Origin of the sequence: Bradyrhizobium sp. CCBAU 51765 (assembly GCF_015291725.1) — a bacterium.
GTDB classification, from domain to species: Bacteria; Pseudomonadota; Alphaproteobacteria; order Rhizobiales; family Xanthobacteraceae; genus Bradyrhizobium; species Bradyrhizobium liaoningense.
Map to the genome: position 1 here is coordinate 1,167,450 of NZ_CP030038.1, position 19,766 is coordinate 1,187,215.

Annotated in this window: 14 protein-coding genes and 1 pseudogene; 5 read left to right on the top strand and 10 right to left on the bottom strand. The window is 64.8% G+C overall.

The features are described 5' to 3' along the window. Positions 1-28 precede the first annotated feature (28 nt). Positions 29-4,762, bottom strand: a complete 4,734-nt coding sequence (gene gltB / locus XH96_RS05460) for a glutamate synthase large subunit (RefSeq protein ID WP_194391386.1) — start codon at positions 4,760-4,762, stop codon at positions 29-31. A 490-nt stretch (positions 4,763-5,252) separates the two neighbouring features. Here gltB and XH96_RS05465 point away from each other — a divergent pair, with 490 nt between their 5' ends. After that, entirely contained in the window at positions 5,253-6,017 is a 765-nt protein-coding gene (locus XH96_RS05465) for a hypothetical protein (protein ID WP_194391387.1), read from the top strand. Positions 6,018-6,259: 242 nt separating this feature from the next. Here XH96_RS05465 and XH96_RS05470 read toward each other — a convergent pair whose 3' ends face one another. Further along, the gene (locus XH96_RS05470; protein ID WP_194391388.1) at positions 6,260-7,030 is read right to left on the bottom strand and encodes an alpha/beta fold hydrolase; all 771 of its coding nucleotides are present in this window, start codon (positions 7,028-7,030) and stop codon (positions 6,260-6,262) included. A 150-nt stretch (positions 7,031-7,180) separates the two neighbouring features. Beyond that, complete coding sequence (locus XH96_RS05475) at positions 7,181-7,645, bottom strand: Hsp20 family protein (RefSeq protein ID WP_194391389.1); 465 nt, start codon at positions 7,643-7,645, stop codon at positions 7,181-7,183. A gap of 204 nt (positions 7,646-7,849) precedes the next feature. Between XH96_RS05475 and XH96_RS05480 the strand changes: the two genes are divergently transcribed. After that, positions 7,850-8,797 (top strand): alpha/beta fold hydrolase, encoded by a 948-nt coding sequence (locus tag XH96_RS05480; protein WP_194391390.1) that lies wholly within the window; start codon positions 7,850-7,852, stop codon positions 8,795-8,797. A gap of 163 nt (positions 8,798-8,960) precedes the next feature. Here XH96_RS05480 and XH96_RS05485 read toward each other — a convergent pair whose 3' ends face one another. Continuing rightward, a complete protein-coding gene (locus XH96_RS05485) occupies positions 8,961-11,768 on the bottom strand; it encodes a di-heme-cytochrome C peroxidase (protein WP_194391391.1) in 2,808 nt (935 codons plus the stop codon). A gap of 180 nt (positions 11,769-11,948) precedes the next feature. Beyond that, on the bottom strand, positions 11,949-13,745 hold the full coding sequence (locus tag XH96_RS05490; RefSeq protein ID WP_194391392.1) for an adenylate/guanylate cyclase domain-containing protein: 1,797 nt from the start codon (positions 13,743-13,745) through the stop codon (positions 11,949-11,951). A gap of 221 nt (positions 13,746-13,966) precedes the next feature. On the opposite strand from XH96_RS05490, the gene XH96_RS05495 reads away from it, so the two are divergent. Next, positions 13,967-14,599, top strand: coding sequence for a LysE family translocator (locus XH96_RS05495; RefSeq protein ID WP_194391393.1), 633 nt, complete (start codon positions 13,967-13,969; stop codon positions 14,597-14,599). Positions 14,600-14,771: 172 nt separating this feature from the next. Here XH96_RS05495 and XH96_RS05500 read toward each other — a convergent pair whose 3' ends face one another. Then, complete coding sequence (locus XH96_RS05500) at positions 14,772-15,524, bottom strand: sulfite exporter TauE/SafE family protein (protein WP_194391394.1); 753 nt, start codon at positions 15,522-15,524, stop codon at positions 14,772-14,774. A gap of 87 nt (positions 15,525-15,611) precedes the next feature. On the opposite strand from XH96_RS05500, the gene XH96_RS05505 reads away from it, so the two are divergent. Further along, on the top strand, positions 15,612-16,502 hold the full coding sequence (locus XH96_RS05505; RefSeq protein WP_194391395.1) for a LysR substrate-binding domain-containing protein: 891 nt from the start codon (positions 15,612-15,614) through the stop codon (positions 16,500-16,502). A 141-nt stretch (positions 16,503-16,643) separates the two neighbouring features. Here the strand turns inward: XH96_RS05505 and XH96_RS05510 are convergent, their stop codons facing one another. From XH96_RS05510 to hisN, 3 genes and pseudogenes are all read right to left on the bottom strand, one after another. Beyond that, on the bottom strand, positions 16,644-17,249 hold the full coding sequence (locus XH96_RS05510; RefSeq protein ID WP_194391396.1) for a hypothetical protein: 606 nt from the start codon (positions 17,247-17,249) through the stop codon (positions 16,644-16,646). A 35-nt stretch (positions 17,250-17,284) separates the two neighbouring features. Beyond that, positions 17,285-17,445, bottom strand: a pseudogene (locus XH96_RS05515) (tripartite tricarboxylate transporter substrate binding protein); the annotation flags it as partial. Positions 17,446-17,466: 21 nt separating this feature from the next. Then, positions 17,467-18,249: a histidinol-phosphatase gene (hisN, locus tag XH96_RS05520; protein WP_131869066.1), complete on the bottom strand. Its 783-nt coding sequence runs from the start codon at positions 18,247-18,249 to the stop codon at positions 17,467-17,469. 24 nt (positions 18,250-18,273) lie between these two features. Here hisN and XH96_RS05525 point away from each other — a divergent pair, with 24 nt between their 5' ends. Beyond that, positions 18,274-18,486 carry a hypothetical protein gene (locus XH96_RS05525; protein WP_194391397.1) on the top strand — a complete coding sequence of 71 codons (213 nt, stop codon included), beginning with the start codon at positions 18,274-18,276 and terminating at the stop codon, positions 18,484-18,486. Between the two features lie 279 nt (positions 18,487-18,765). Here XH96_RS05525 and XH96_RS05530 read toward each other — a convergent pair whose 3' ends face one another. Then, complete coding sequence (locus XH96_RS05530) at positions 18,766-19,656, bottom strand: N-formylglutamate amidohydrolase (protein ID WP_194391398.1); 891 nt, start codon at positions 19,654-19,656, stop codon at positions 18,766-18,768. Positions 19,657-19,766 lie beyond the last annotated feature (110 nt).

A 19,766-nucleotide genomic window follows, 5' to 3' on the forward strand; every position in this document is an offset into this window, starting at 1 on the left:
TCGCGCTCCTCACCATGAGGGCTTTTTATTACGCCCCGATCGCGATTTTCGGCTCGGCGTCCGCGTTGGCGGCCATCTCGCGCAGCGCGCGCCGGTACTCGACCGGCATCACCTTGCGGAACTTGGGCAGCCATTCCTTCCAGTTGGCAAGGATGTCGGCGGCACGCTTGGAGCCGGTCGCCTTGGCATGGCGCGAGATCAGCACGTGCAGGCGCTCGACGTCGGAGGCGAGCAGGTTCCTGAACACGTCGACCCGGCCGTGCGCCTCGAGGTCACCGGAATGGTGATAGGTGCCGGCGTTGATCAGCTCTTCCGACAGCACCGGCTCGAGCTCGACCATCGCCATGTTGCACAGCCGGTCGAAGTCGCCGGCCTCGTCGAGCACATAGGCGATGCCGCCGGACATGCCGGCCGCGAAGTTGCGCCCGGTCTTGCCGAGCACGACCACGATGCCGCCGGTCATGTATTCGCAGCAATGATCGCCCGCGCCTTCGACCACCGCCACGGCGCCGGAATTGCGCACGGCAAAACGTTCGCCGGCGATGCCGCGGAAGTAGCATTCGCCCTCGATCGCGCCGTACATCACGGTGTTGCCGACGATGATGCTCTCTTCCGGCACGATCGCGGAGTTCTTCGGCGGCTTGACGATGATCTTGCCGCCCGAGAGGCCCTTGCCGACATAGTCGTTGCCTTCACCCTCGAGCTCGAAGGTGACGCCGTGGGCAAGCCACGCGCCGAAGGCCTGTCCAGCGGTGCCCTTGAGGCTGACATGGATCGTGTCGTGCGGCAGGCCGGCATGGCCGTAGATCTTGGCCACCGCGCCCGACAGCATGGCGCCGGCGGAGCGGTTGGTGCTGTTGATCGCAGCCTCGATCTTGACAGGCGCGCCGCGGTCGAGCGTGGGCTGCGCCCGCTCGATCAGCGTGCGGTCGAGCACCGCCTCCAGATGATGGTTCTGGCGCTCGGAGTGATAGATCTTCTGGCCCTTCTCTTCCTTCTGCTTGACGAAGAGCTTGGAGAAATCGAGGCCCTTGGCCTTCCAGTGCGCGACCAGCTTGGTCTGGTCGAGCAGCTGCACCTGGCCGACCATTTCGTTGAAGGTGCGGAAGCCGAGGCTTGCCATGATCTCGCGGACTTCCTCGGCAACGAAGAAGAAGTAGTTGATCACGTGCTCGGGCTGGCCGGTGAAGCGCTTGCGCAGGACGGGGTCCTGCGTCGCGACGCCGACCGGGCAGGTGTTGAGATGGCACTTGCGCATCATGATGCAGCCGGCCGCGATCAAGGGCGCAGTGGCAAAGCCGAACTCGTCGGCGCCCAGCAGCGCGCCGATCACGACGTCACGGCCGGTGCGGAAGCCGCCGTCGACCTGGACCACGATGCGGCTGCGTAGCCGCTCGCGCACCAGGGTCTGGTGGGTTTCGGCGAGGCCGATCTCCCACGGCGAGCCGGCGTGCTTGATCGAGGTCAGCGGCGAAGCGCCGGTGCCGCCCTCGAAGCCCGCGATGGTGACATGGTCGGCACGCGCCTTGGCGACGCCCGCGGCGACCGTGCCGACGCCGATCTCGGAGACGAGCTTGACCGAGACGTCGCCCGTCGGGTTGACGTTCTTGAGGTCGTAGATCAGCTGCGCCAGATCCTCGATCGAGTAGATGTCGTGGTGCGGCGGCGGCGAGATCAGGCCGACGCCCGGCGTCGAATGCCGGACCCTGGCGATGGTCGCGTCGACCTTGTGGCCGGGCAGCTGGCCGCCCTCGCCGGGCTTGGCGCCCTGTGCCATCTTGATCTGCATCATGTCGGAGTTGACGAGATACTCCGTGGTGACGCCGAAGCGGCCCGAGGCGACCTGCTTGATCGCCGAACGCATGGAATCGCCGTTCGGCATCGGCTTGAAGCGGTCGGCTTCCTCGCCGCCTTCACCGGTGTTCGACTTGCCGCCGATCCGGTTCATGGCGATCGCGAGCGTGGTGTGCGCCTCGCGCGAGATCGAGCCGAAGCTCATCGCGCCCGTGGCGAAGCGCTTGACGATGTCCTTGGCCGGCTCGACCTGGTCGAGCGGCACAGGCTTGCGCTTCTCTTCTTCCGCGTTCTTGATCCGGAACAGGCCGCGCAGCGTCAGCAGCCGCTCCGACTGCTCGTTGAGGATCTTGGCGAAGGCGCGATAGCGCTCCTGCGAATTGCCGCGCGCCGCGTGCTGGAGCAGCGACACCGATTCGGCGGTCCAGGCATGGTCCTCGCCGCGGCTGCGATAGGCGTACTCGCCGCCGACATCGAGCGCGCTCTTGTAGACGAGCGCCTCGCCGAACGCGTCGGCATGGCGCCGCACCGCCTCTTCCGCGATTTCGGCCAGACCCACGCCCTCGACGCGGGTATGCGTGCCGGCGAAGAACTTGCCGACGAAGTCGGCCTTGAGACCGACCGCGTCGAAGATCTGCGCGCCGCAATAGGACTGGTAGGTCGAGATGCCCATCTTGGACATCACCTTGAGCAGGCCCTTGCCGATCGACTTGATGTAGCGCTTGACGATCTCATAGTCGTCGAGCGAGCCGGGCAGGCGGTCCTTCATCGCGATGATGGTCTCGAACGCGAGATAGGGGTTGATCGCTTCGGCACCGTAGCCCGCGAGGCAGGCGAAGTGATGCACTTCGCGCGGCTCGCCGGATTCGACGACGAGGCCGACCGAGGTGCGCAGGCCGGTGCGGATCAGGTGATGATGCACGGCGGCGCAGGCCAGCAGCGAGGGGATCGGCACGCGGTCGGTACCGACCATGCGGTCGGACAGGATGATGATGTTGACGCCCTCGCGCACGGCGCTTTCGGCGCGCGCGCAGAGCTCGTCCAGCACCTGGTCCATGCCGGCCGCGCCGAGGCCGGCGTGGAAGGTGGTGTCCAGCGTGCGCGACTTGAAGTGAGACTCCGCCACTTCCGAGATCGAGCGGATCTTTTCCAGATCCGCATCGGTCAGGATCGGCTGGCGCACTTCGAGGCGCTTGGTCGTGGCCATGCCCTGGAGGTCGAACAGGTTCGGCCGCGGCCCGATGATCGAGACGAGGCTCATCACCAGCTCCTCGCGGATCGGGTCGATCGGCGGGTTGGTGACCTGCGCGAAGTTCTGCTTGAAGTAGGTGAACAGCGGCTTGGCCTTGTCCGACAGCGCCGAGATCGGCGTGTCGTTGCCCATCGAGCCCGCCGCTTCCTCGCCGGTGGCCGCCATCGGCGTCATCAGGATGGTGATGTCTTCCTGGCTGTAGCCGAACGCCTGCTGGCGATCGAGCAGCGACAGGTTCGAGCGCACGCCGGTGGTCGCAACCTTCGGCAGCTCCTCCAGCACGATCTGGGTGCGCTCCAGCCACTCCTTGTAGGGATGGCTCCTGGCGAGCTCGGCCTTGATCTCGTCGTCGGGGATCAGGCGGCCCTGTTCGAGGTCGACCAGCAGCATCTTGCCGGGCTGCAAACGCCACTTGGTGATGATCTGGTCCTCGGGGATCGTCAGCACGCCCATCTCGGACGCCATCACGATGCGGTCGTCCTTGGTGACGAGATAGCGCGCGGGCCTGAGGCCGTTGCGGTCGAGCGTGGCGCCGATCCGGCGGCCGTCGGTGAAGGCGATCGCGGCGGGGCCGTCCCACGGCTCCATCAGCGCGGCGTGATATTCGTAGAAGGCGCGGCGCTTCTCATCCATCAAGGGATTGCCGGCCCACGCCTCCGGAATCATCATCATCACGGCGTGCGGCAGCGAATAGCCGCCCTGCACCAGGAATTCGAGCGCGTTGTCGAAGCAGGCGGTGTCGGACTGGCCCTCATAGGAGATCGGCCAGAGCCGGTTGATGTCCTTGCCGTACAGCTCGGAGCTCACCGAGGCCTGCCGCGCTGCCATCCAGTTGACGTTGCCGCGCAGCGTGTTGATCTCGCCGTTATGCGCGATCATGCGGTAGGGATGCGCCAGCGACCAGGCCGGGAAGGTGTTGGTCGAGAAGCGCTGGTGCACCAGCGCCAGCGCGCTCTCGAAATCCTGCTCGTGCAGGTCGGGATAGTACTTGCCGAGCTGGTCGGCGAGGAACATGCCCTTGTAGATCACGGTGCGGCAGGACATCGAGCAGGGATAATAGCCCGCAAGGCCGCGGTCGCGGCGCTGGTAGATCGCCTGCGAGATCGACTTGCGCAGGATGTAGAGCCGGCGCTCGAACTCGTCCTCGGTCTTGGCGGTGCCGTTGCGGCCGATGAAGACCTGCATGCAAGCGGGCTCGGTCGGCTTCACGGTGACGCCGAGCGAGGAATTGTCGGTCGGCACGTCGCGCCAGCCGAGCAGGGTCAAGCCCTCTTCCCTGATCTGGTCGGCGATGATGCTCTTGATGACGTTGCGCCAGGCGGTGTCGCGCGGCATGAACAGCGCGCCGATGGCATATTCGCCGGGCTGAGGCAGCGTAAAGCCGAGCTCCTTGGCCTTGCGGTTGAAGAAGGCGTGCGGGATCTGCACCAGGATGCCGGCGCCGTCACCGGCGCGCGGGTCGGCACCGACGGCGCCGCGATGCTCGAGATTGCAGAGGATGCTCAGCGCGTCCGAGACGATCTCGTGCGACTTCTTGCCCTTGATGTTGGCGATGAAGCCGACACCGCAGGAATCCTTCTCCAGGCTCGGATCGTAGAGGCCCTCGGCTTTGGGACGCGAATTGTGTTCCTGAATCGGGTCAGTCGTTTTCGAGGCGACCGTCGCCGACAGCTCTTCTGCCACGATGTTTGCGCGCTCGAATTGCGACCCGTTCATTGCTCTGTCCTCTCCATGCGGCAAGCTGCCTCACCGCCAACTTCGGCGCACCTTGGGTGTCCCGCGGCACCCGCTCCTGGGCCACCGCTCGTCCGCTGCGAGCCGCATTTTCTTAAATTCAGGCCTAGGCGCTCTTCGTCCCCGAGAACGGCTTTGCCTGGTACCTTGCCGACGCTCGAGAGCACCGGTTTTCGCTGCAATCCCTGTGCCGGAACCGCACGCAAAATTGAGACAGTCTTCCTGTCCTAAACATCACCTTGCCAAATTTTTGTCTAGCACACAAGCGCGCGGAAGTCCCGATTCCCGATATGTCAATCAATCGCTTTCCGAAAGTTGCGCGGCCCCGGTTTTGAAGCAAACGCGCCCTGATCCGGCCCCGTGCGCGCCGGAATCCCCAATGAAGCTTCGGATCAACCCTTCGGAAGGCGCGCCACGCCGCGAGAAGCGAAAGAGGGCGGCCATCGGGGGGCCTGACAGGAGCGTCTCGACCATGAAGTTTTTCACAGGATGTGTGGCCGCCGCCGCGCTGGCGTTGGCTGCAAGTGCGGGCCACGCCCAGGTTCCCGCCAGCGGTATCGCGAGGGGAGCCATCGTCGCGGTGTCGGATTTCGACGGACCCTACGCGCCGGAGGCCGCCCCGCCACCGCGTTACGGTTACGGCTATGGCTACGAGGAACGCGGTCCGGCGCCGGTATTGTTGCCGTCAACCGAGGTTTACGCGGTGCTGCGCGAAAACGGCTTCTTGCCGCTCGGCATCCCGCGCCTGCGCGGCAGCGTCTACACCATCGCGGTGATCGACCGCCGCGGCGACGACGGCCGGCTGGTGATCGACGCCCGCGACGGGCGGATCATCCGCTTCATGCCCGCCGCTGACGCCTACGGCATGGCGCCCGCCTATGACGAACGCGCGGTCGCGCCTTACGGACCGCAAAGCGCGCTGCCGCCACCGACCGTGATCCGCAGCGGCCCGCCGCGCCCGCCGGCTCCGATCCCGCATGTGGCAAGCCGCGCCGTGCCGCTGCCCAAGGCCGCCCCGCGGCGCGCCGAGACGCCGGTCGCTGCCGCGAAGCCGGCCGAGCCGGTCGCGCGGCAGGCTCAAGCACCGCAGGCCCAGCCTGCGCAGCAGGCGGCCGCCGCACAGGCCAAGCCCGCCGATGCAGCCGCGCAAGCTGCCGTGCCGACCGTGGGTCAAGCCAAGCCGGCCCCGACCATCCTGCCGACGCAGGACATGCCCGCCGCGCAGGGGCTGGATTAGGTTTGCGAGTTTGACGCGACAGTGCCCATCACACCCTCGCTGTCGTCCCCGCGAAGGCGGGGACCCATACCGCGTGATCTATCGGTGGGGATGAGGTGCGAGTACCGGACTCCTAGTCATCGCCAAACCGCTCCCTGGGGTTATGGGTCCCCGCCTTCGCGGGGACGACATCGGGGAGAGAGCTGGCCAAAACAAAAGGCGCCTGAGATCTCAGGCGCCTTTTGCATCAAAGCGACCGCCGCTCAGCTCCGCGGATACCCCGCCGCGTCCAGGATCAGGTTCGCGACCTCTTTCGGATGCGATACCAGCGAGAGGTGTCCGGCATCGAGCTCGATCGTGGTGGCGTTCATGCGCTTGGCGAGGAAGCGCTCGAAATCGGGGTTGATGGTGTAGTCGTTCTTCGACACCGCGTACCAGCTCGGCTTGGAGTGCCACGCCGCTTCCGTGGTGCGGCCGGCGAAGATCGAGGCCGCCGTCGGCCATTGTACCGCATAGAGCTCCCTGGCCTGCTTCGGATTCACGCCATTGGCGAAGTATTTCAGGAAAGCCTCTTCCGAGAGCTTGGTGTAGCCGTCGCGCTCGACGATGCCGGCGCGCGCGGGCCCGGTCGGAAACTGCTTCGACAGCGCCACGAAATCCTCGTTCGCATCGGGCGCGCGGGCGGCGACGTAGACGAGCCCGGTGACCTTCGGGTCGGTGCCGATCTGGCTGATCACAGTGCCGCCCCAGGAATGCGCGACCAGCACGGTCGGCCCGTCCTGCTCGGCCAGCGCACGCCTGGTCGCCTCGACGGAGTCCGCGAGCGACGACAGCGGATTCTGCACGGCGGTGACATGCAGGCCTGCAGCCTGGAGGATCGGGATCACCTCCGACCAGCTCGAGCCGTCGGCCCAGGCGCCGTGCACCAGCACGACGTTCTTCGCCTTGACCGTCGCAGGTGTCTGCGCATGAGCAAGGCTGAGGGGAGCCGCCAGAAGGCCCGCAGCGACGAAAAGGCTGCGCCAGAGTGACATGATCTTCTCCATCTTGTTTGCGTTCGATGCCCAAGGGACGGAGGGAGCGATGGCGGCGTTACGCGGCTTCACCGCTCTGTGATGCGATGCACGACGAAAAAGCGCCCCGGGGCACCGGGGCGCTTTCGCAACCTGGAAGTCGCGTTCTGCTCAGGCGGCTTGCGCGGCCGAGTTCTCGATCACCTGCGCCTTGGCGCCGGCGTTGATCGCGATCTGGCGCGGCTTCTTCGCCTCGGGAATCTCGCGTACGAGGTCGACGTGAAGCAGCCCGTTCTCGAGCGAAGCGTCCTTCACCTGCACGAAGTCGGCAAGCTGGAAGGCACGCTCGAAGGCGCGCGCGGCGATGCCGCGGTAGAGCACTTCGGACTTCGAGTTCTCGTTCGCGACCTTCTCGCCCTTGATCGTCAGCGTGTTTTCCTTCGCGACGATGGAGAGCTCATCCCTGGAGAAGCCGGAGACGGCAACGGTGATGCGGTAGGCGTTCTCGCCGGTACGCTCGATGTTGTACGGGGGGTAACCGGGGCTGCCGTCCGAACCGGCCTGGTCGAGCAGGTTGAAGAGGCGGTCGAAGCCGACGGTGGAACGATAAAACGGGGTGAGATCGTAGGTACGCATGGTCAAGTCCTCCATTGAGCGACTGTTAAGCAACCCGCCCGCCATCGGGCCGGGCTCATCTCTGTGTGCAGCCTGATGTTCCGGTTCCGAAACACTGGTAGCGGCCTGCACGAAAATGATATGGGTGGAACGAGACGGCGTTCAAGAGGGCGGCATTTGCGCCTTTTCGGCGCTTTAGCCCCTTGATTGCAGTACTTCCCGCCTATGACGCTGGTCTCGATCCCGTCCAATCCGGTTCCCGAAAACGTCGTCAGCGGCACCATCAGGACCCCCGATGGCGCCGAGTTGCGCTTTGCGCGCTGGGCGCCGCCGGCGGGCCGCAAGGGCACCGTCTGCGTCTTCACCGGCCGCAGCGAGCAGATCGAGAAATATTTCGAGACCGTGCGCGATTTGCGCGACCGCGGCTTTGCGGTGGCGATGATCGACTGGCGCGGGCAGGGCCATTCCTCGCGCCGCCTGCGCGATCCGCGCAAGGGCTATGTGCGCGACTTCTCCGATTTCGAGATCGACGTCGAGACCTTCGTGCAGCAGGTGGTGCTGCCGGATTGCCCGCCGCCCTTCTTCGCGCTCGCCCATTCCATGGGCGGCACGGTGCTGCTGCGGGTCGCCCATGCCGGCAAGCGCTGGTTCGACCGCATGGTGCTGTCGGCCCCGATGATCGACCTGCCCGGCCGCACCACCTCGTTTCCGGTCCGTGCGTTGCTCAAGACGATGCGCCTGCTCGGGCAGGGCGGCCGCTACGTTCCCGGCGGCAGCGACCGCCTCACCGGGCTCGAACCCTTCATCAACAATCCCCTGACCAGCGATCCCGTGCGCTATGCGCGCAATGCCGCGATCCTGGAGGAGGATCCAACGCTCGGACTGGCGTCACCGACGGTCGCCTGGGCCGATACCGCCTTCCGCGCGATGCACACCTTCAAGCGCGTGAACTACCCCTCCCAGATCCGCCAGCCGATCCTGATGCTGGCGGCCTCCAATGACACCGTGGTCTCGACCGCGGCGATCGAGGAGTTCGCCTATCACCTGCGCGCCGGCGCCCATCTCGTGATCGCCGGCTCCAAGCACGAGATCCTGCAGGAGCAGGACCGCTACCGCTCCCAGTTCTGGGCCGCCTTCGACGCCTTCGTCCCGGGCACGCCGCTGTTCAAGTGAGCGCTCGAGCGAGGGATCGTGCCACGAACTCGTCATGCCCGGGCTTGTCCCGGGCATGCACGTTCTTGGTGCCGCAGCAAAGGTCGTGGATGGCCGGGACATAGGCGAGCGGAAGCGACGCCGTCCTTCGGACGGCTATGCCCGGCCATGACGACGAGATAGTTCACAGCGTCTTCAAATACTCGATCAGGTCGTAGCGCTCTTGCTCCTTGAGCGGGCGGCCGATGGTGCCGTCCTTGCCGGGGCCTGGCGTGCCGTCGAACGAATGGCCGAGATTGCTGTTGCCGAACAGGTCAGTGCCATCAGACGCTCGCGTCGAGAAGCGCGTCTGCCCGGTCTTGCAGCTCTCGCCGTCAGTGACCGCGAAGCCGACCTGCTTCGGATCATAGTCGCGGTCGCCACCCATGCAGAACGATTTGGGGCGCTCGGCCGCAGGCCTCAGCATCCAATAGAGCGAGGGTACCGATCCGTTGTGCAGGTAAGGCGCGGTGGCCCAGACACCGTTGAGCGGGCGCGCGCGATACCAGGGTCCTGGCTCGTTCTTGTCGGTTGGCTGCGGACCGAGATTCGGGCAGTTCTTGCGCTTGCCCCACCAGGCGTCCTGAATCTTCGGGTCGATCTTCGCATCGTCCATCGCCTTGCGGCTGACGATGTCGACGAGCACCATGAGGCCAAGCGAGTACGGCATGTCGGTCGACGAAATATCCGGCAGATTGCAGTTCCACCAGGCGTTGAGATTCTGCGTGGGGTCGAGCTTGAGGAAGCCCGGCACCTGAACCGTTCGCGTCGCCAGCACGCCCGCCTGAGCGGGGTCGGTGCCCATGCCTTTGACGCCCTTCTGAACCTCGTTGAGGAACTTGTCGTTGCCGATGGTCTCCCAGCGTGGCGAGGACCAGATGCTCTGGGCCGGAAACTCGGCGTCGAACGCCTTGTCGTCGACCGGACCGAGATGGCATTCGGCGCAGAGCTCCGCATAGAGCTTACGGCCGCGCTTGACGCGCTCGTCATCGATCTTCCAGGCAGCATCGCCAAAGATGTCCGACGGCCATTTCGGCGATGTCAGTCCGGACAGCTGCTTCTTCGGATAGGGCGGCGAGCCCTTCAGCAGATCCTCGATCCAGATCAGATTCTTGATGTCCATCGAGGAGCGAAACAGCCTGTCCTTGGGGGTATTGTCGGACAGGTTGAGCAGCGCGGTCACGCCCAGCGCTTCGCCGGCATTGCGGATCAGCGGCTGTTCGATCGAAGCGTCATATTGCGCGTATTTGAGCCAGGGCACGGTCCAGATCGGCGGGAAGCTGACCGGCGCGTCCTGGGCATGCAGGTTCTTTTCGAAGCCGCTGAGGCCGCTGATCGCCATGTCCTGGGCGAAGACCTGATTGCCGATGCGGTTGAGCGCGTCGAGACGACCATATCCCTCCTCGGTGTTCTCTTGCGGCTCTTCCCGCTTTGTCTTCGGGTTGAGCCTCGTCTTGCCGGCGATGGTTTTCGCGTAGGTCTTCTCCCAGTCGACCAGGAATGTGCTGATCGTGCGCAGCTTCTGCTTCAGTGCATCGCGATCCTCAGCGCTGGCGGAGGTGCCAAGCACACGATCGGCGAAGCGCGTGAAGCGACCTGGCACGAGCAGTGTGTAGGCGATCGACAGACCGGTCGTGACCTCGAGCTTCCTCAGGTCGGTCATGGCCGGACCGCCGTCGAAGCGGATGGCGATGCCTTTGTATTGGATCTGGCCGGTGTGGCAGGCGGCGCAGGTCAGGCCGATCCGGTCCTCGCCGATCTGGCCGGTCGTGGGATCGGCGACACCGGTCATGCGCGCAAAGCCGACGGGCAGGCCGTCGACATTTTCAGCCTGGGCCCCCCAATTGACTGGCGGATCCCAAAGCCGCGCCGGCACCGGCTTGGTCTTGTCGTAGACGTTGGCGTAGCCGAACCGGCGTAGCGTGGCATCGTCGGTGTTGATCGTCTGCGGGCTCGGGATGAAGCCGAAGCGCTGCAGATGGTCGCTGTCATGCAGCATCCCGGGCTTTGCGAAGAAATGCAGCCGCGGCTGCTCGAGCGCCATGAACCAGCTATAGGGCACCGGGAAGGTCGCGGTGCCCTGGCTGGCGTGATGAAACCAGTGCCGGTCTTCCAGCGCCCAGTTCTGCTCGAGCCAGTATGCAGCCTTGGGCTCGACGAGCTTCGGCAATGGCGGCGCCACGAGGTCGCCGAGGATGCCGGGAAGCATCGGCTGGAATTGATCCGGAAAGCGCAGCGCCACGATGCCGAAGATGAAGAGCGCGGCGGCCAGTCCGCCGGCAGCGCGCAAGATCAGCGAGGGCGGGGTGACCGGCTGGACGACAACCCTCTGGGTGATCCTGTCCGGGAATTTGCGCTCGTTGAACAATGTCCTCACCTCGGCCACGCTGAGATAGCGGTCGTCGCCCTGACCCTTGCCCATGATCCTGAGCAGGATCGGCCATTCGAACTTCATCAGGATCCGGTAGTACCAGCGCGATTGATTGCCGGCGCGCTTGAGATTGTCGTTCATGAAGGTCTGGATTTGCGAGGCGTTGAGCCCGACCTCGCTGCCGCCATCGGGGTCGGCATAGGTGCTGCCGAAGCTGGCGAGCCGTGCGATCTCGTTCTCGTTGACGCGCCCGTCGACGCCAAGGATGCGCGAGCCAGCCCCGAGCTTGTCGAGCGGGCCGCCGCGCAGCGTGTTGAGCTGCGCGCCCCAGAAGATGCTTTGCAGGATGTGACAGGCGCCGTTGGCGATCAGTGCAACGCCGCGGACCTGGATGCGGGCCGAGGTCTTCTTCAGCCCGGTCTCGCCGCTTGCATTGGCGATGGTCTGCGACAGCGTCCGGAGTGGGACGGTGCCGCCATCGACGAAACCTTCGCCGACGAGACCGCGCAGGAAGGGACAGGGATTGTTCGGCGAGACCTGGATCGAGGGGTCGAAGGGCGGCTTCGAAGCGGGGTCATGCATGGCCCAAATCCTGACAACGGCGAATCGTGAAATGGCGCGCCGATCAAGCGCGGAAAGTCCTAACAAACCGACAGCAAACTATACTACTTGGGCGTGTGGTGGAGTGTGGCCGAATTCACTGTCCTGTCAACATAGGCAGGTGTGATTTGGTCAAGAGCGTCCGCAGGGGGACTGCGCCCGTCAGGACTCGGCGGCGCGTTTGACGCCGCTCTGAACCAGGGTCAGCTTGCCGAGCGGCACGCCGGCCTTCAGCAGCCCCTCGCGATAATGGGCGATGTCCTCGGGCCGCTTCCAGTGGAAGTTGCGCAAGTGACGATCGACATTGAGGTTCGGATAGTTGCCCATGAGCACGATGGCGGCCTCGCTCGCCTCGTCGGTCCGGCCCAGTTGCGCCAGCGCCGCGGCGCGGATCGCCAGCGCCTGCATGTGGTTCGGATTGATGTAGAGCTGCTCGCGGGCCCAGGACAGGGTCGCGTCATATTGGCGCAACAGATAATGGCTGAACGCGTTCAGCGCGGCCCATTGGTAGCGTGGGTCGCTGTTGTCGCGTTGCGCGGCCATAGAGAACAGCTCGATCGCCTCGCGGTGCTCGCCGATGACGAAATGGCAGATGCCGAGCACGCCGCGTGCGCCATTGTCGTAGGGGTTGAGTGCGACCGCGCGCTTGGCGGCGTCCAGCGCCGCCTCGTAGTGCCCCTCCATCGCATGCGCCCAGGACAGGATCGAGAACGCAAAGGATGAGCGCGGATCGAGCCGGACACTGGTTTCGGCGAGGTTCATCGCCTCGGCCCACATCTCGCGCGTGCCCTTGACCCAGCCGAACTGGATGCTCTGAATCTGGATCGTGGCCAGATAGGCATGTGCGATCGACAGTTTGGGATCGAGCCGGATGGCTTCGCGGAACAGGTCGACGGCGACCGCCAGATCCTCCTTGGTCTGCCGGTAGTAGTGCGACAGCCCCTTGAGAAAGCGATCCCAGGCGCTCACGTCGGTCGAGAGCCGTGCCGGCGCCGAGGCCTCGGCACGGACGATCTCCGTCGCGATCGCAGCGGACAGGCTGGTCGTGATCTCGTCCTGCATCGCAAAGAGGTCGCCGATGTCGCGGTCGTAGCGCCCGGTCCAGAGCTGCTCGCCGGTCTCCGGCGCGATCAGCTCGGCGGTGACGCGGATCTTGGCGCCGGCGCGCCGCACCGAGCCCTGGATCAGATAGGTGGCGTCGATCTCGCGCGCGATCAGGCGGGTGCTCGTGTTCTTGCCCTTGAAGGCGAAGGTCGAGTTGCGGCTCAGCACCCGATAGAAGGATTGCAGCGACAGCGCATGGATCAAGTCCTCGGTGAGGCCGTCGGAGAAATATTCGTCCTGGGCGTCGCTGAGATTGGCGAAGGGCAGCACGCCGACGATCGCGGTGCGGTACTGCTGCGACAACGCCGAAGCCTCCCGGAGCTCGGGGGCAAGCGCCGGCGCGCCGTCGGGCGTCCAGGTCCAGACCTCGATCGCATCCTTGATGTTCTTGAAACGATGATTGCCGGCATCGATCAGCGGCACCGAGAGATGCTTGCTCGCCTCCCGGTAGGCCTTGGCCGAGATCGCGAAGCCGCCGGGGCTCGCCACCGATTCCAGGCGGACGGCGATGTTGACATCGTCACCGAAGACCTCGTCCTCGTCGGCGATGACGTCGCCCATGTGAATGCCGATCCGGAACTGCATGGCGCGGTCGGCCGGCAGGTGGCGGTTGCGCTCCGCCATCAGCGTCTGCATCGCGATCGCGGCCTCGGTGGCGCCGACGATCGACGGGAATTCGAGCAGGAAGCCGTCGCCGGTGTTCTTCACGACGCGGCCGCCGTGATTGAGGATGATGGGGTGGATCGCCGCGCGATGGGCCTTGAAGGCGGCATGGGTGCCGGCCTCGTCGCTGCCCATCATGCGCGAATAGCCGGCGACATCGGCGCAGACGATGGCGGCCAGACGTCTTTCCATATCCGCGAAGCTCCAAGGGAGAGGGGACCGGCCACGGCGTGGCAGTCGCCTCGAGTCCCGCATTTCGAGAACCCTCCCTTTATAAAGCAGATGAGGCCGAGCGGAAGCCCGATCCGCATTGCAAATTCGAGGCAAATCCTAAGCGATTCCGGCGGTGGACGGGGACGGGCGAACCGACTAAGCGGAATCGACACGTCCGGACGGGCGGCGGGGGACCTTGCATGCTGGGCATTCACGAGATCGGGCTTTTCATCCTGTCGGGCGTGCTGCTCAACATCACGCCGGGGCCGGATTCGGTCTATGTGATCGGCCGCAGCATGCAAATGGGCTGGCGGGGCGGCGCCGCCGCCGCCTTGGGCATCAGTTGCGGCTGTTTTGTCCATGTCGCGGGCGCGGCGATCGGGCTTTCGGCGCTGCTGATGGCCTCGTCGACCGCCTTCTCGATCCTGAAGCTGGTCGGCGCGGCCTATCTCGTCGTGACCGGGCTCCAGATGCTGTTGTCGCGCCCGGTGCCGGCGTTGGCGATCGACGAGCCGGTGCGGAGCTCATTGCGGCGGGTCTTCCTCCAGGGCGTCTTCACCAACGCGCTCAATCCCAAGGTCGCGCTGTTCTTCCTGGCCTTCCTGCCGCAATTCGTCGCAGCCGACGCGCCGCACAAGCCGCTCGCCTTCCTGACGCTCGGCCTCATCTTCATCTCGACGGGGACGCTGTGGTGCCTCGTGCTGGCCGCGTTCGCTGCCAAGGCCGCGCACCGGCTGCGGCAGTCCGAGGGCGCCGTCGCCTGGGTCAATCGCGCGCTTGGCGGCCTCTTCATCTATCTCGGCATCCGCGTCGCCATGCTGGAGACGCGGTAGCTCCTTCCAACGGATGAGATGCGGCTGCGTAGGGTGGGCCTTGCGGCCGCGCGAAGCGCAGTCGCAAGGCGTAACCCACCATGCCTGTTCGAATGCGAACGAAGATGGTGGGTTACGCCCCGCGGCTTGCGCTGCGCGCAATCCGCGATGCTAACCACCCTACAGTCTTCTCTCAGCCGAATTCCTTCACCAGCGCGCTTCCCGCGAGATAGAGGCCGAGCAGGATCATCGCGATCAGGAACCAGCGGCGAAACGCTTCCGCCGGCATCCGCGCCCGCACCGACTGGCCGATGAACATGCCGGCAAAGGCCATGGCGAGGCCCACGGCGCCCGGCACGACATTCGCGGGCGTCAGCAATCCGACGGCGGTCAGGTTGAACGCGAGCGCCAGCGTCGCCGTCGTGAAGAACACGCCGAGCGCCTGTACCAGCTCGTCCTTTTCCATGCCGATCGCCTGCATGAACGGCATCGAGGGGATCACCTGCACGCCGGTCGAGGCCGAGATCGCGCCGGTGACGACCCCGACCACGCCGCCGACCCACTTCTCGTTCCCGCGTGACACGCGGAACTGGAATTTGTTCAGGCCGATCACGGCGTAGATGACGAGGAGCACGCCGAGCACGATCGTGCCGTAGCGCGCATGCGGCCCGGTCAGCGCGCCGGCATTCAGCCAGCAACCGACCACGGTGCCGATCATCAGCGGCCACAGCCGCCTCAGGATGTCGCGCAGATAGGGGCCGACGAAGGTCTGCCAGATGTTGGTGATGATGGCGGGCACGATGACGATGGCGATGGCCCGGCTCGGGGCCATGCTCACCGCCAGCAGGCCCATGGACACCGTCGGCAGGCCGAGCCCGACCACGCCCTTGACGAATCCGGCGAGCAGGAAGACGGCGGCGATCACGATGAGAAACGGGTCGATCATGTCGGCACATTGACCGAAGCTGCGATCCGGCACAATCTGGAGGTTACGGAGAAAGCCTTCGTCTGGAGCGAAGGCTGGAGACACGGCATGCGCTTCGATCTCGTCGACCTCCAGCTCTTCATCGCGGTCGCCGACCAGCGCAGCATCACGGGCGGTGCCGAGCGCTCGCACCTGGCCCTGGCCTCCGCCTCCGCGCGCATCAAGGGACTCGAGGATGCGCTCGGCGTCGCGCTGCTCAAGCGCGGGCGCCGCGGCATCGAGCTGACCGCGGCCGGCGAGAGCCTGCTCGATCATGCAAGGCTGGTCATCCACCAGATCGACGCCATGCGCGGCGATCTTGCCGGCTTTGCCAGTGGCTTGCGCGCCAGCGTGCACTTGCTCGCCAACACCTCGGGGCTCTCGGAGCATCTGCCGAAGGCGCTTGCCGGCTTCCTGCGCGCGCATCGCGACGTCGCCGTCGACATCGAGGAGCGCGAGAGCACCGACATCGCGGCGGCGATCACGATGGGCGCCGCCGATCTCGGTTTCGCCGCCGAGCACGCGCTGCCCGACCATATCGAGCGCTTCATCTTCAGCGAGGACCGCCTGACACTGGTGACCTCGCGCCGTGGCCCGTTCGCCGGCCGGCGCCAGATCGACTTTCAGGAGGCCGGGGCCTGCGACTTCGTCGGCCTGACCAGCGCCACCGCGCTGCAGGTGCACATCTCCAAGCACGCCGCGCGGCTCGGCCTGCGCCCGCATTTCCGCGCGCGCCTGCGTGATTTCGACGCGATCTGCCAGATGGTCGCCGCCGATGTCGGCGTCGCGCTCGTGCCCGAAGCTGCCGCGCGGCGCTGCGCCAGGACCATGCCGCTCGCCATGGTCCGCCTGCGCGATGCTTGGGCCAACCGGCGGCTCGTGATCTGCGCACGCAGCTTCAAGGCGTTGCCGCGGCCGGCCAAGATGCTGGTCGAGCATCTAAGGGCAGAGGCGGTGTGAGGCTCACTCTGGTCTAGAGGCTCCTGAGCGATGGTGGCAAAGGTGCAGGCGTATGAACTTTTCAAAGAGACGATGCCGGGCGGAGTACCCCACCGGGAGACTGTCCGCACACCAGAGGGCAAATTCTGCTTTTCGATGTTCCTAGCTTCGTCGTTCGAAGGTCATGATCATTTCCCAACCGATCTGGCGCATCATTGCAGATTCAATCTCGGGGAGATTGGGAGAAAGCCTCTTATCCTCCTTCAATTCTACATATCGGGGATCGTCTAAATCACCGAAGTGGCCTCCGCCCTCTTTGTTGCGAAGTGCGAAGACAAGCCCTCTTCTTGAGAGTCCAAACTTGGTTCCGCGAGAAATTTTCTCCTTTTCCCACCAAGTGGGAAATTGCACATATTCGTGCGTCCAGACGTTGTTGCGACTGGTCTGAGGGCCCTCGTCCAACATTGGATGACACTTGATCCCATCCTGGGTCATTTCCGCTTTCACAAGCGGACTCCAAGCCAGCTCACCATCGCCACGGACTCGCCCAGACGACAGAAACCGAAACGATCCTCTGATCCCAAGTTGCGTCAGTATGGAGTGATAGTTCTTCCCGTGATCATGAACGAGCGTATGAACTGTGGTGGCGATTCTCATCGCTTCCCACTTTTCACCGGCGTCGTATGCCCTGCACGAAGCTTGAAGGGCTTTGTATTGTGCCTCAAAAGCCTTCTGAACTTCCTCCAACGTTCTTTTCGATATGGTCATCAAAACCGATCCGAACAAGAAATCATCGAACTCTAGCCACTTAACTCATCTGACATGCGCTGGCCTATCACCCGGCAATGATGTCGTTGGGCCCGCCAGTGGGGAACGGCACGATCGGCTTGGGCGGGAAATTCTGTGCGGAGGCCAATGACGGCAGCAGCAGGAGCAATCCGAGGAGCCTGCGTGAGATGGTCATGCAAGCCCTCCGCTCTCGTTGTTATTGGTTCAAGAGCCTCAAGGCCTCTTCGTGAACCCGCGCGTCGCCGGCCGCGATGATGCGGCCGCCGCCCTGGGCCGGCTTGCCTTCCCAGGTGGTGACGACGCCGCCGGCGCCGGTCACGATCGGGATCAGCGCGGCGATGTCGTAGGGCTTCAGCTCGGTCTCGACTACGAGATCGACATGACCTGCGGCGAGCATGCAGTAGGAATAGCAGTCGCCGCCATAGCGCGACAGCCGCGCGCCCTGCTCGATGCGGCCGAAGATGGCGCGGTCGCTCTCGTTCATCAGCAGGGGACTGGTGGTGTAGGTCGTGGCTTCCGACAGCGAAGCGCAGCGGCGGACCTGGAGCCGGCGCTCGCCGGAGGGCCCTTTATAGTTGGCCGAGCCGTTGTCGCCGGAGAAGCGCTCGCCGATGAAGGGCTGGTGCATCATGCCGTAGACCGGCGCGCCCTTGTGCAGCAGCGCGATCAGCGTACCCCAGATCGGAAAGCCGCCGATGAAGGATTTGGTGCCGTCGATGGGGTCGAGCACCCAGACATAGTCGGCATTGTCCTGCTCATTGCCGAATTCCTCGCCGACGATGCCGTGCTGAGGGAAATTGGCCCTGATCAGCCGCCGCATCACCGCCTCCGCGGCGCGGTCGGCCTCCGTCACGGGGTCGAAATCCTTGGTCTTGCTCTTGTCGTCGATCGACAGCGAGGTGCGGAAGAACGGCAGGATGGTTTCGCCGGAGGCGGTGGCGAGCCGTCCGATGAAGGCGGAGAAGTCGATCACCGTCACGGGAATCCTCGAAGCGAAGGTTGGATGAAACTGGCCTCCTGCCTAGCTCAATTCCTCCCCCGCGTGCAGCGCTGTGTTGATTTGCTCCCTGGTATTTTGGATGCCGAGGCCCGCTGCCTCATCCCAGTCATCTGCTGGCCAAATATCGATCACGGAGTTGAAAACTTCGTTCCGAAGTTGCCTCGTTGGTATGCAAATGATTATCAACCCATTGAATTTCCTTATCAAAGAAACTGAATCTGGGTTTCTCTGGAAGCAACTGAGCCATGTGTGAATTGCATGGGAAACGGCTCAAAAGGCCTTGCACTTTGTGCGGCGCGGTCGCATATTGTTGCGGTGCGGTAGCGCTTGGCGTTACCGCTGCCCTCCTTGGGCGTTTCCTCCCTAGACTTGGGCCGCTTCTTCATCAGAAGCGGCCCTTTTTTCTGTGCGCCTCTTTTTGCTTCGAGGTGCCTAGCGAAGCGAGCGCGCTTTCGCCTCCAATCGCAGACAACATGATCGTGCAGAAGCGCCGGCCTATTCCGCCGCGGCCTGGAACGGGCCGAGATCGGCGAACGGAATCGTGCTGGCCAGCACGTCGGCGAGAACGCCGAAGTCGGAGGCCACTTGCGCAAAGCGTGCGCTCCGCTCGCGCCGCCGCTCGTCCATGTAGATCGCGCGGTTGAGCTCGAGCTGTACCGCGTGCAGGCCGCTTGCGGGATTGCCGTAATGCTCGGTGATGAAGCCGCCGGCATAGGGCTTGTTGCGGCCGATCGAATAGCCGAGGCTGGTCATGGTTTCCTCGACGCGATCGGGAAGCAGCGGCGTGCAGCTCGTGCCGTAGCGGTCGCCGATCACGACGTCGGGCCGTCGCGGCTCGTCCCTGCTGACACCGACCGAGGGCATCGAGTGGCAGTCGACCAGCACCACGGTGCCGAACATCTGGTGCACCTTGTTGATCAGCCGGCGCAGCGCGCGGTGGTAGGGCTTGTACAGCGTCTCGATCCGCCCGAGCGCATCGTCGACCAGGATGCGGTCGCGGTAGATCTCCTGGCCGTCGCCGACCACGCGCGGAATGGTGCCGAGGCCGCCGGCGACGCGCATCGAGCGGGTGTTGGCAAAGCTCGGCAGCCGTCCGCTGAACATGCGGGGATCGAGCTCATACGGCTCGCGATTGACGTCGACATAGGAGCGGGGAAAGTTGACCCTAACCGTCGGGAAGCCACGGTCGCTCAGATGGCCGATCAGTTCGTCCATGAACGAATCTTCCGACCGCCGCAGCGTCGGCAGGTCGATCCGCGACGCCGCCAGGAATTCGTCCGGATAGGTCGAGCCCGAATGGGGCGAGTTGAAGATGACAGGCGCGCGCCATTCGGCGGGCTCGAAGATCTCGAAGGCTGGCGACATGTCGCCGTCAAACCGGGTCATCTTCTCAAGCTTCGTCCCTGCTCAGGCCTCGCCCCCTTGGCGCCGCACGATCCGGAAAAGCTCCGGATCCAATGATTCGGCCGGTCGAGCGGCTCTTATGTGTCCTCATT

Bases quoted from the DNA above. Each gene is read 5' to 3' on its own strand.
- gltB (WP_194391386.1), bottom strand. From the start codon at position 4,762: ATGAACGGGTCGCAATTCGAGCGCGCAAACATCGTGGCAGAAGAGCTG.
- XH96_RS05465 (WP_194391387.1), top strand. From the start codon at position 5,253: ATGAAGTTTTTCACAGGATGTGTGGCCGCCGCCGCGCTGGCGTTGGCT.
- XH96_RS05470 (WP_194391388.1), bottom strand. From the start codon at position 7,030: ATGTCACTCTGGCGCAGCCTTTTCGTCGCTGCGGGCCTTCTGGCGGCT.
- XH96_RS05475 (WP_194391389.1), bottom strand. From the start codon at position 7,645: ATGCGTACCTACGATCTCACCCCGTTTTATCGTTCCACCGTCGGCTTC.
- XH96_RS05480 (WP_194391390.1), top strand. From the start codon at position 7,850: ATGACGCTGGTCTCGATCCCGTCCAATCCGGTTCCCGAAAACGTCGTC.
- XH96_RS05485 (WP_194391391.1), bottom strand. From the start codon at position 11,768: ATGCATGACCCCGCTTCGAAGCCGCCCTTCGACCCCTCGATCCAGGTC.
- XH96_RS05490 (WP_194391392.1), bottom strand. From the start codon at position 13,745: ATGGAAAGACGTCTGGCCGCCATCGTCTGCGCCGATGTCGCCGGCTAT.
- XH96_RS05495 (WP_194391393.1), top strand. From the start codon at position 13,967: ATGCTGGGCATTCACGAGATCGGGCTTTTCATCCTGTCGGGCGTGCTG.
- XH96_RS05500 (WP_194391394.1), bottom strand. From the start codon at position 15,524: ATGATCGACCCGTTTCTCATCGTGATCGCCGCCGTCTTCCTGCTCGCC.
- XH96_RS05505 (WP_194391395.1), top strand. From the start codon at position 15,612: ATGCGCTTCGATCTCGTCGACCTCCAGCTCTTCATCGCGGTCGCCGAC.
- XH96_RS05510 (WP_194391396.1), bottom strand. From the start codon at position 17,249: ATGACCATATCGAAAAGAACGTTGGAGGAAGTTCAGAAGGCTTTTGAG.
- XH96_RS05525 (WP_194391397.1), top strand. From the start codon at position 18,274: ATGAAACTGGCCTCCTGCCTAGCTCAATTCCTCCCCCGCGTGCAGCGC.
- XH96_RS05530 (WP_194391398.1), bottom strand. From the start codon at position 19,656: ATGACCCGGTTTGACGGCGACATGTCGCCAGCCTTCGAGATCTTCGAG.